Genomic DNA, 12,994 nt, shown 5'->3' with positions numbered 1-12,994 from the left:
CATTATCTAAAAGTAAATTCTAAATATCTAAACAATAAAAAAGCCGAATCCTCAATTGGACTCGGCTTTTTTATTTTATGGTACCTCTACATATATTAAATTAGCTGTAATATAGAAGATACTGCTTTTTGAGTTTTTCACTTTATATTGCGGTGAACCATTCACCGATACCTTATCAATAATTGTAAACCCTAATCCTTCATCAACGGTACCTACAACATCTTTATCCTGCCAAGATGGAGATTCATAGAAACGTAAATTGTTTACTTTAGAAATAACCCGTTTACCAGCTACGTCAGAAGCTTCCGTCCCATCGTAACGAATGTATGAGGAATCGTAATAAATCCATTGGTTACCACCAAGATTTAACCAGCTTCCTAATTTACCCCATACTTTATAAGCCTCTCCTTTTTGTAGTTTACGAATAACACTATTATCTGTTGATGGTCCAGAACGAAGATTTACATTGTACCCCTCAATATACGCAACACCATTCACCTGTACTGTGCCAGGTATTTCATTTGGTTTCTGTGGTTTTGCATCCACTGTAACAGAGTTCCCGTTATAAGCCTTTAACACGTCTGCTCGAAATTTAGCCTCCGATACACCATGACTACGAAGATAATCAAGTGGGTCTTCATGGTCTGTACCACCTAATTTATAAGTAATATCCTTATGTGTCCACAACCCTTTTGAAGGATGAATATTTCGTTCACGCAAGATTTCTCCTATTAACTCTACATATCGTTCGTAAGAACGTTTGAATTTCATCGGATCACTTGTTTCACACAATTCAACGTGAACAAATCTAGCATTAGCTGCTGGGCCTGCACCCCATGCACGATATTTAGTAGATGCAATTTGAATCTTTTCATCCCAATCAACTGCGTAGTGAACAAAAGCTGAGCGCCATGTACGAGACTCATATTTTTGAATATTAATAGCTGGAGCTTCTGGAGTAGCTGTAGAATGCGCTACAACACCTTCATAAGCACCAACACCATTACGGTATGGTTGTTTAGGCAAATCAGGAATAATTAAAACCCTATCAGCAAATACGTTTGTTCCAATTGATAATACTAAAATCATAGCAACAACTATAGATGAAATATGTCTCCACTTCTTTTTCATTTTACATCGGCATCCTTTTTTATAATTTTTGTGTGGTCAAATAATCCACTTGCTGACAGTCCAATAATGATTCCTTGAAATATATTTGTTTTGATATCTTGAGACAAAAATAAAACGCCTAGCATTATGCCAAGCGTTAAATTTAGTAACGGAACATATTTTGTTTGCATCCCAACTGTTTTTGCAATTTGTGATAATCCTACAACAACACCAATCATTACCGTAATTTCAAACATTACATACCACCTCCTTTCAAAAAGAAGGTCAGAGCCGCTCCAATAAGCCCACCAACAATAAGGCGTAAGATCCAAGTTGTATTAGCGCTAATCTTATCTAATTGCTTATTGATATTGATAATGTCTTTCTCGTTACCTGTTGTCCGCATTTCTAAACTTTTAATCTCTAAGCGAATGTCCTTAATATCTTGCTTTATTTCTTGAACATCACTTCTTACTTCTTGTAACCCTTCCACTTTGATCACCCCTTTTTAGGCAATAAAAAAAGACCAGCTTATGGCTGCTCTGGTTTCTTATCAATTAATTGTTGAAGTAATAATTCTTCTAGACGTGCAATTCTGTCCTCTTGACTGGCTACTTGTGATTTTAGATATTCAATTTCATTATCCTGACTAGCAACTTTCGATTTAAGATTACTTAGTTCTTTCTCATGAACATCTTGTATAAACTTAATCTTTTGAGTAGCATCTAAATGGAGGGTTACAAGAGTGTACAGGTTGATTCCATCCCCCAAATCAGCATGGAAAGTTTCATCTGTATCCTCTAGGATAAGACCATACTGTAGAGGAATATCTCTTGTAGTGTGTAGCTTTCCTGTTCCCTCAGCTTCCTGTCTCATTTTGTAGAGTTTCTCTACATCACTTTTGAAATTATATTGCTTTACTTTCAAGCTCATAATTTTTTCTAAGGCATTAATCTCTAAATCACGAATATTGGACTTAATCTTACGAGATGAACGGTTTGTAAGACTTGTGTAACTTATATTCCCTGCTTGTAATCCTGCTGTTGGTGTATTTTCACCTACTGGGATAAGCTGTAATGCGCTCTGGTATCCTGAAACGTGCGAGCCTCTGATACGTATATATGCTAGGCGTAGATCAGCATTGTTGTTGTCATCTTGTAAAAGCATATTGTTACCTGAAGTTTTGTTCTTATTTTCAAAGTAGAAGTTACCATTCCCATTTCTAAAAGTATGATTTGTCCTTACAGTTGATAGGTGGTATCCGTTACCTTGCAGGTAAATGTTATTACCTGCTATAACTTCAAAATCTAGCGACGGCTGAATTTTAATAGAAGTATTTTGAGCTACCGTATCAGTCTTGATTACTATATCACCTTGACGAGAAGCTGAGATAGTTACAGTGTCCTTACCATATAAATGGACTTTCCCTCCCCAAGTCTGTTCTAATCCTGAACCATATAGTAATAAATTGGAATTACTATTATAGGATTCTACTACTCCTAGAGTTGAATAAGATTCTCGAAAGTTATCGTTTCCATTCCCATCAATGGGAGTTCTATGGTAGAGCGCTGTTGCCCCTTCAATACCACCTGATTTAGAACGCCCCATCACAAGAGCAGGCGTTATAGCTGTTCCATCTTGACTGTTAAAGAATTTCAATTCAGCTCTAGAAATATTTTTATCATAAAGCTCTAAGAACTGTTTATTGAGTTTAACGAAACGCTGTTCACTGTTAGGGGCAGTTTTAATAGTAACTCCAACTAGTTCTTGAGCTTTCAAGTGCTTCGCTTCAATGTATCCGTCAAGCATAATCTTACTAGCTTGAATCAATACGGATTGAGCTGTTTGGTTAATTGTTGATGCAAGATCACCTTTTTTGACTCGCAAGTTAATCTCATTACTCATTACAGATAACTGAGAAGTATGCGAATCTACAATAGTTTTACTTCCAAAGCGTCCATCGGAATCTGTTTTTGAGTAAACCTCTTTTTTTTCTGCCTTTAAGTCAATTCGGCTGGATTGCTGATTTATGCTTGTCTCAAGGGTTGATACCTTAGAGTTAAAGTCTGTGGTAGCTACTTTCTTAGCAATTTCTCCTACAAGTTGATCATAGTTAGCATAGTCTTTCGGGTTTTCCATAAATGCCGAAGGTGTAGCACCTTGTTGGAATTGTGGTTGAGATACCCAGATAAGTCCGTTTCTACGTATCCATATATAAGCCTCTACATGAGTAACAGCTTTTGAAGGAACCTCAGCAGTAACAGAAACAAGTGTCCATGCACCGTTATTCAACTTATCTTTTAGGTCTACACTACTAGTTGTAACTGTAGTTGAACCATTTAGGAACTTAATCTCCAAAGCTCCACCTTGATCTAAACCGTCCTTGTTATATGTAAAAAACCATGCAGATAATACTAGTTTTCCTGAGCTAGATGTAACAGGGAATAATTGACTAATACCTGTCCAAGCATTTACAGTTAGCCCCGTTGCTTGAATCTGAGCCGAATTATATCCATCATGTTGCCTTGCTGTTGTAGGCGTAACGGCTGATCCTGCTACAGTAGCTACTACTTTCCATTTGCTAAGACTCGGGGTTCTGGAAGTAACAATACCAGAGCTAGGGTTGATTGTCCTATCTTCAAAAGCGGAATTTATATATAAGTTTGTACTTCCCAGCCCCCCTACATAATCTTGCATTTGGGTATCAGAGACTTTAGAGCTGATCTGATTGTTCAATTGCGTAATCTCACTCGTATTCTTTTGAATTTGTGTAGTATGCTTTCCTTGCGTTGTACTAAGAGAAGCAATTGTAGCTTGATTGCTATCCACAGTTTGTTTAATCGCGTTAGTTTTCACTGTCAGATCATTAAGTCCATGCTGAGTAGAGAAGTCACTGGTAGATAAGTTCCACCCTGTAACACGGTCTCCTAATTCCACCTGAGGCATTCTATAGTATATGTCCCCATTATGGAATAAAGCTAAACGGAATCCACCTGAGACGATACCTGCTATCTTCGGCTTGATAGTTCTGATTATACGAGTCCACTTACCGGTTGTGATGTCTGCTAACTCTGCATTTGTAAGCTGTACATCTTGGAATTGTACTCGCACACCTGCCTCGTTGAAAAACTCTATGATGTAAGCATATTTAAACTTAAAAGTAGCTACATTAGGAACTTTCATATAGGCACTGAACGTATACTCTTGGTTTAATGTTACAGAAAATTTTGTTGAGAACCCACTTATGATGCTATTAGGGGCTGTTTCCACTAGGTTAGTACGATTGAAGCGAATTACTCCTGCTCGCTTATCGTCATCCCATGGCATTTGAAAGCCCGTCACATCAGGATGAGGAAATTCCCAACCTACAGGTAATCCTGTATCTCTTTGTAGAAAGCTTGAGTTGTAAACTAAATTTGTCCCTACTATGCCCTTACCCTCGATAGCTGTAATAGTACTTTTCACACCATCCACACTTTTTTCAATCTCGTTTGTTTTCGATTGAAAGGCTCCTTGTGTTACTCCATCTTCAGGAGCAAGATTCCAAGATTCAAGTAAGTCTCCTAAGGTAACCATTATCCCTGTAAATGTTGCATCTACAGTAGTTGTATTACCAGTAGCGATATTTACACGTACTTCTTTTAAATTACCTGTGTAATTCGTTGTATCGAAAGGAATAGAAATTCGATTCCAACCATTTGTTACTACTTTTTGCTGAATAATAGCATAATAATGATGATCTTTCCCGTTCTGATCATACGTGAATCTCATATATAGGCGCGGATATTCTGTTGTTGATGTTACAGCCTTTACATCAACATAACAGGATGCTATCCCCTTTTTCTTTATAAACTGATCTGGGCTTAAGTTTTGGTAGATATAAGCTGCATTGCTTGTTATTTGTAATCCTTTCTTAATACCTGATGCATCTGATATATTAACGTCAATAAATTTAAAAGTTGTTGAATTAGTAATACCATTCCATAAATTTTTTTCATTAGAAAAATCTGAGTTAATTACATAGTTTCGAACACTTACTTCTCGTTTTTCTATATTAGAGAGTTTTTCGGTAATCTTACCTGCTTCCTCTCTAATTTCAGTTGTCGTTTTTTTGAGTGACTTTGTATCAGATTGTATATCCGAAATCGTCTTTTTCGTGCCCTCCAGAGTTGATTCAACCGTATTTAATTTATTACTAATTTCACTATCTTTTTTTGTTAACGATTCAATGGATTGTTTAAACCTATCTGCAGTTTGTTCTGATTTAGTAACTCGTTCTGTAAGCTTTCCTTGTTCGTTTTGTACATTTGATACAGAAGTATTTATTCCTTTAATAGTATTCTCAATTTCTACTGTTTTTTTAGTGAAATCAGTTGTGGATACTTGATCTTCTGGTGCTGGTGTCCATGCAGTTGATATTGTGCCAATTTCTAATTTAAGCTTTTCAATTAACACGTCCCCCGTGAAGTCACGTGCTAAAGCGTAAACTGAAATCTCTTTAATAGGTTTATCCATTACTACAGCACTCGCTGTGAATCTTTCCTGGTTATACTGTTTACCTAGTGTTAGGCGGTTTTCTACGCGACAACTCGGATAATGAAATGTATTGTCTGTGAAAGTAATCTTCACTTCGAAACCAGCCCATTTATTCGTTGTTCCCCATGCAGTAACTTTACCTGTAAACAGGAAACTCATAGCAAGATTCTTACCCTGCATTAAAGTAGCTGCATCCTTTGCTAAATCAAAGTAGGTATGCTGCTTATTTTCCCCAGTCTTCACTGAATGTGATTTAGTAGCTGTTTCTAGTAATAGATTTCGCCCACCAACTTGAATATTATCAACTTGAGTTTTCAGATTAGAAATTGTCTGCTTCGTTCCATCTGCCGTTGATATAATCTCGTTCGTTTTACTTTCAAGCTGGGACAAACCATCATTAATTTTCGTTAACTCCGACTTCTCTGCTTTTTGTTTAAGAGCTTCATTTGTTTGACTAATAGATGTATTAATATCTTGGAACTTCTTAACGTTACCATTCTTATCAGTTTCATAGATTTGTTTTCCTATAAAACCATCTTTAATTTCATCTTTCGTATAAACGCCGGATTTATCAGCCTTATCTCTTAATTGATTATTAATCCACGTTTGATCAACTTTGTCATTAACCTGCTTTTGAACCCCGACTATTTGTCCAGCTATTTCTTGAGCTTTACCTTCCACACTTAGAACCTTTTGATTTAATTCCGTTTTAGCTGTTTCAATATCTTTCTTAACATCCTTAATACTTTGTTGTAATGGAGCCGTATCTGGAACAACTGATTCCCATGCTGTACCTGTCCATATTTTTAAAATACCAGGCTTACCATTACTAATATCACGCCAGAGTGTTTTATTTGCTTTGAGATCAGTAGTAGGTGGTTTAACACTTTCTATAATATCTACAAGATTTTTCTCCATGTAATCTTGAGTTGCTTCTGCTAAGTCTTTAGCCGTTTTACTTTCCTGTTGAGCTTGTTTTGACTTGTTGATAGCATCTTGAATGTCTAGACCTTGATCTTTTACTTTGTCCTTTAAAGCATCAAACCACCCTTGAGGTACTTTATCTTGTAATGATGCTAAAATTTTTTGGTACATTCTGCGTAACTCTTCATTCGAATCAATAATTTCACGATAATCACCAAACACATATTTATCTTGTGTAGGGTCTTTAAAAGATTCATCACCAGCGATAGCACGTGCTTCAAGGTACAACTTAGGTGTGAACCCTCTATCTATAATTCTGATTGTATCGCCTTCATTAATTAATTCATGTGCTAATCCAAATACTTGCCCTATACTTTGTGCTTGAACTTCGTAAGAAACAGAAGTATTTACACGTTTTTCTATTTCTGTTTTCATAAGAGTTTTAAGTCGTTCCGGAGTCATATCTTGATTCTCTGTCTCTGGGCTATAGAAGCCGAATTTATGTTGTCCTTTTTCATTCCAGCGCTGAAATGCACCGTCATCCACAAGGTAAGGTATGCCGTTATTTATTTCTGCAATAGTAATAAATTCTCCGCCTTCTTTTTTAACGAAGCCCAATAAGGCTGTACAAATATTTTGAGAGTTCTCAATACGCTTAATTCCCATTAAATCTTTACCAAGAGTTACTTCTTTTTTTGTATCTCGCCCTCGCTTCTTAACCATATCCACATATCGGCCAACGATTTGAGATCCTACAACTTCAGCACGATATTGAATTTCTAATTCAAATGAAGAAGCAATCTGTTTAAGAAATGTCAGTGGATCAGTAAATTCATCAATCGTCATAGAGTGTGATCCATTATGCTCCGTTTTACCTATTTTCCACTTCGTACCTGCGAGAGCTATTCTCATGCATTCATTCAACGTTTTACCTTCAATTTTTTGCGGATTAATAATCCCTGCTTTAGCAAGCTGAATCCATTCACCAGATGCATAAGCAACCACTGATCTATCTTTAGAGTCTTTTTCCGCTTCAGTAATTACATATGGAACAATTCGACCATCACGCACTTCTTTTAACACTAAATTTTGTTGTAAAAGCGTTGTTGCATGTTCTGTATTATCAAACACCCTAAACTCTAATGTATCTATATTATTCTTGATTTCCCAATGGCGTTTATCATCCCAATAATCTTTTGGTTGTATAGCTGAAACGATTTGATTAGTTTTAAAATCAACAATATGTAAGATTCCACTTGGTGTTCTCATCTAAATCGCTCCCTATAACTTAATTTTGCTATTCCTATATTGGCTGGACGTACTATAATTTCATTCAGTCCTCTTTTTACAATAGGAAACGAACTGAATATGTCTTTCAATCCAATCACATTTTTTCCGTTAATTGTTACTAATGATCTTTCTGTATCTATTTGTATTTTGTCTCCTATATCAAAAATATAAGGAGTCTCATCTATAGTTAAGGTATTTATCTTCCAAAACTTAACATCTTCAATAAATGCAATATCAACTGGTGGATGAGAACCATAAACAATACACCCTACAGCTATCTTTGCTACTGGCCTAGCTGTCATAGGATTACTGTCAGACTCATCTCTCCATGTACGGACAAAACTAGCATCATCTATCTCCGTATTCTTTCGATATTTAGCAAAATAGAAACTCCATTCTTTGCCCCTGCGAGCTACTGCAACATGTCCTCTGAAGTCGTTAAATGTATCAGAGTACATTCCCATTTCGTCAGAAATCCACTTTCTAGACCCTCCTGAATCAATAATTGCTTGTGCTGTTGTCATTTCATGGCTCATATAATCATCAGCCAACGCTAGTTCCACTACTATGTTATCATTAGCATCTAAGAGCATAACTACAGTTTTCCCCATTCTGTTCCAGTGTTCAGACTGAAAACTCATTTGCACATCAAGTCTAAAATCTTGGATAACACCGCCTGTATTAGGAATAGTTCTCTTCATAAAAGGACCATGCCACTCGGTATCTGTTCCCGTTCCGTATGAGTCAGGTGTAAAGGCGTACCCTTGCCAAACCTTCATGGCCCCTGAACTTTTATAAATTCCTATTTGACCAGTTACAGCATTCCAAGTAGTTAAACTCTTCATTTCATCCCATATGAGACGCTCATTTTGTTTTACAACACGAGTTTTAACACCTGTGGGATAACCTAACCTAAAGTATTCGTCACCATTCCATACATCAAGGAAAGGGCTCTGTGCTCCCACAGTTATATCAATAATGGGATTAGACTCTACAGAACCATTGTTACGTAATGAAGCTTTTAAGTCCCCCTTCTCAATAGCCAGTATTTTCTCTTGTATCGCTCCCAACTTATAAGGCATTGGACAAATAAATTTAATTGTTCCTGTACCAAGGGCTACAAATTCATCTGGATCAAAGCTATCATCTACAATTGCAAAATATGTTCTATTTGGTTCTATATCAAAAATAAGTTCTGCCGGTTGATCTGTTATTAACCACCCTGCAATTTCTTCTTTCAGCGTTTCTAAATCAGATCCATCAGGAACTATAATTCCCACAGGAATAGAAAGAACCCGTATTTCAGTTTGTGTGTTTAATAGTCTTGCACCAGGATACCCTGGAATACTTAATAAATTTCTTTTCAATGGTGCCCAAGTAGGTCTTTTGAAGCCTTTTGCAATTTGGACAAATTCTTTACGTTCGTTGTTAAATGTAAAAGAGCTCATTTCGACACCCCATTTCTCTATAAAATAAAAGAAACTCAAACCTAAAAGGCTGAGTTTCTTTGCTCTTCTCTTTCTTGGTATTCTTTTGTATATCGATAAGTACCGCGTGCTAAGTCTCTACCATCTAAAATAACTGGTACTTCAATTACTAAATCGCCACTTTGTGCTGAAACTACTTCATTACCACCAGTTTGCCCTGATGAATAATTGAATATTTGATTCGCGATATTACCAGCCATGGCTTGTCTACTATTTGACATACTTCCATATACACCATTCATAACAGACTTTAATCCTGCTAATTGACTCATAGAACTAGCCATCATCCGACTCATATCACCCATTAATTGATTCATAGTCCCAGTAATACCGAGTGATTTTTCTTTCGATGATAAAGGTGTAACTGTAATTGAATTACCCTTCTTCGTAAATAACTCTGGTCCGGCTTCTCCTGTGATAAATGAACCATCACCTACAGGCTTTCCACCTTTAGCAAGCATCGGTACATGCGGAATAGTTGGTGCACTAACTCCTGGAATTTCATTTAACAATTCTGCTGGTGTATTAAAACCATCTATGAACTTATTAATAATACGTATGATTCCGTTGATAGCTGTACGAATACCACTCTTAATTCCATCCCACACACCTAATACTGCTGATTTCATTCCATTAAATGCCCCACTAACAGCACTTGTTACCCAACGAACAGGAATCATAATGGCATCTTTCAAACCATTCCACACTGAAGATGCTGTAGATTTAATACCATTCCAGATACTTGAAAGTGTAGACTTAATACCATTCCATACGCTACTACTTGCACTACTAATCATATTCCAAACAGTTGAAATAGCTGATTTAATGCTATTAAAAATTGAGCTTGCTGTGGAAACAATTGAATTCCATAAGCTAGAAAGATAGCTTTTAATCGCGTTCCATACAGCACTCGTAGTGGAACTAATAGTATTCCAGACATTCACAATCCAGTTTTTTATTGCATCAAAAATTGGTGTTACAATAGATACTAATCCATTCCAGCATGCTTGCAAGAAATTCTTAACCGCATTCCAGACAGCCATCGTGGCTAAACTGATTGTATCCCACACACTAATAATCCAAGATTTGATTTTTTCAAAGATTGGCGTTACAAATGACACAAGTCCATTCCAACAAGAAACCAAGAAATTCTTAATTGTTTCCCATACTAGGCTTGTAGTAGAACTAATTTTATTCCAACATTCAGAAATGAAATTCTTGATACTTTCAAATAGTGGAGTAGCAAAGTATAAAATAGCCGTCCAAATTGCTTGTAAGTATTGAGTAATAAAATTCCATACAGTTTGGATCACTGTAGAAATACCATTCCAAATCATAGAGAAGAAATCAGCAATCCCTTGTAAAACAGGAGTTATAAAAGCGACTAATCCATTCCAAGTCCCTTGAAAGAAAGTAGAAATAGAGGTCCATATTTCTGTAAAGAACGTCGCTATTCCCTGCAAAACTGAAGTTAAATATTCAACTATTCCATTCCAAATTTCCATACAGAAATTAAAAATGGATGTCCAAATACCAACGTACGTTTCTAGAATAGCGGTTCCCCAGGTTACAACAAACTCTACAATGCCATTCCATATTCCTATTAAAAATTCCTTAATTGAGTTCCAAATTGCTGATGTAGATTCACTAATGCTATTCCACGCTTCACTTGCCCATTGCACAATCCCATCCCATATTCCTACTAAGAACTCTCCAATTGTATTCCAAGCATCAATGGTCCATTGTTTTATAGAATCCCAATTTTGATAAATTAGTACGCCTAAGGCAACTACAGCGGCTACAACCACAGCGATTAACGCTACCCACCCCATCATTGCAGCCCCTATACCTGATATGACGACAACTATTGGTGCTAAAGCCATAAATGCTCCTGCAATTACACCAATAGCTACTGCTATAGTTGCCAAAGTAGCTGCTAGTTTTGGATTATTAGAAATCCAATCGGCTATTTTAGCAACAACATCAGCTATTACTCCAAGTACCGGTTGGAGAGCCATTTGTAAATCTTGCATTGCTTTTTGAAATTTAACTGCTGGATTTGCATCCATTTTTTTAATAGAACCATTCAATTGTTCTTGATTCTTTTGGAAATCAACCGTTTTTTCTTTCGCACCCAGCAAAGTATTAATAATGTTTTGCCCTTGATCTTCATACATTGTTCCGAAAAATTTAACACCTAATTCATTACGCTTTGTTTCATCATCAACTTGCGATAGAGCTTGTGCAATCTCGGTCATTGCTGCTGAACCTTCTTTACCACCATTTGCTACAGCTTGACCCCATTTTTGAACTTGTTCCGCTGAAATATTAGTGCCTTCAAGAGCTTCTTTCATCGCTTTATCGACACCTTGACCAAATTCAGCCGCTTTAATACGTCCTTCTTTCAGACCATCTAAGAGATTATCAATATTCCAAGTACCTGTTTCAACACCAGCCTCCATAATCGCCTGCACTTCTTCAGCACTATATCCAGCTCTTGTTAACTGTCCTCCATACTCAGCAATAATGTCTAATTGTTCAGGTGGAAACCCCATTTTTAGCAACGCATTTGTTAAACCAAGCGCACCATCTTGCGAAATCCCTAATTCGTTTCCAATTTCATTCGTTTCTTGAATTAATTCAGTAAAATCTATTCCTTCATAAGATTGTGCGATTGCCGCTGCTCCTTTAACAACAGCTGCATTCGCTTCATCACTTACATTCTTATTTAAAGCCCACTGCCTACGTACACCTTCTAATGACGCCTCTGCATCCACACCATAAGCGGTTACCCCTCTTACAGCCGCCTCTACTGATTGCTTCGAGGATTCTGGAACATCAAAAGTTATATCAATTTTCGTTTGCAACTTTGACATATCCATTGCTTTTTCAACTGCACTAGCAATACCGCCACCTGCTGCCATACCACCTATAACGTTTTCAAGCCCTATCTTTAGCCCTTCAAACTTCTTCTCCGTTCTTCCGGCTTCTTGCTGTAAATCTCTTAATTCATTTCGCACTTGTTGTATTGAGTTTCCAGCATCCACCGATCGAAGAGCTCGTTGTAATTTCTCTATATCTGTTTCTGCTCCTAATGCTTCCCGGCCGATAATTCCAATTGCTTGTTCCAATTGCCGACTTGTAGCCGTACCACTTTTAATTGCATTCACAAGACGATTTCCTAATGCTCCCGCAAAATCATCAACACTTTTCCCAGTAGCACTAAACAATGTTTCTAATTGTCTTGTTGAACTTGCTACACTATCTTGCTCAGCCTTCATATTTCCAAGCTTATTTTTTAGGCCATTAAGCGATCCTTCTGTAAATTCAATTTCACGCCTGAATGCGCGGTATTGTTCTTCGGAAATTTTTCCGTTTTGAAATTGTGCTTGGACTTGTTGCTCAGCTGCCTTTAATTTATCTAACTTTTGTGTGGTGTTTTCAATTTGCTGAGTCAGTAACTGTTGCTTTTGGGCTAAAGCTTCAATATTACCTGGATCAAATTTTAATAATCGCTCAACATCTTTAAGCTCTTTGGTTAAATCATTACTACGCTTATTAACATCTTTTAATGCATTTTGAAGTCCCGTGGTTTCACCATCAATTGAAATACTAATTCCTTTAATTCTTCCTCCTGCCATCATCTC

General features: G+C 36.8%; 6 protein-coding genes. All 6 read right to left on the bottom strand.

Going from position 1 to position 12,994, the window contains the following annotated elements; genetic code table 11:
- Positions 1–75 precede the first annotated feature (75 nt).
- From BAQ46_RS22245 to BAQ46_RS22215, 6 genes are read right to left on the bottom strand one after another with little or no spacing between them, the layout of a single operon-like run.
- Complete coding sequence (locus tag BAQ46_RS22245) at positions 76–1,131, bottom strand: N-acetylmuramoyl-L-alanine amidase (protein WP_071742802.1); 1,056 nt, start codon at positions 1,129–1,131, stop codon at positions 76–78.
- Positions 1,128–1,367, bottom strand: a complete 240-nt coding sequence (locus BAQ46_RS22240; protein ID WP_063221339.1) for a hypothetical protein — start codon at positions 1,365–1,367, stop codon at positions 1,128–1,130. Before BAQ46_RS22240 ends, BAQ46_RS22245 begins: the two co-directional genes overlap by 4 nt.
- Positions 1,367–1,603, bottom strand: coding sequence for a hemolysin XhlA family protein (locus tag BAQ46_RS22235; protein WP_000398741.1), 237 nt, complete (start codon positions 1,601–1,603; stop codon positions 1,367–1,369). Before BAQ46_RS22235 ends, BAQ46_RS22240 begins: the two co-directional genes overlap by 1 nt.
- A 38-nt stretch (positions 1,604–1,641) precedes the next feature.
- On the bottom strand, positions 1,642–7,839 hold the full coding sequence (locus tag BAQ46_RS31575) for a phage tail spike protein (RefSeq protein WP_249024562.1): 6,198 nt from the start codon (positions 7,837–7,839) through the stop codon (positions 1,642–1,644).
- Positions 7,836–9,308 carry a distal tail protein Dit gene (locus tag BAQ46_RS22220; RefSeq protein WP_071742800.1) on the bottom strand — a complete coding sequence of 491 codons (1,473 nt, stop codon included), beginning with the start codon at positions 9,306–9,308 and terminating at the stop codon, positions 7,836–7,838. The genes BAQ46_RS31575 and BAQ46_RS22220 overlap by 4 nt, the downstream gene beginning before the upstream one ends.
- A gap of 41 nt (positions 9,309–9,349) precedes the next feature.
- On the bottom strand, positions 9,350–12,991 hold the full coding sequence (locus BAQ46_RS22215) for a DUF2207 domain-containing protein (RefSeq protein WP_084638366.1): 3,642 nt from the start codon (positions 12,989–12,991) through the stop codon (positions 9,350–9,352).
- Positions 12,992–12,994: the final 3 nt, after the last annotated feature.

This window comes from Bacillus paranthracis (genome assembly GCF_001883995.1).
GTDB lineage: Bacteria > Bacillota > Bacilli > Bacillales > Bacillaceae_G > Bacillus_A > Bacillus_A paranthracis.
This window is presented reverse-complemented; position numbering and strand designations above follow the sequence as displayed.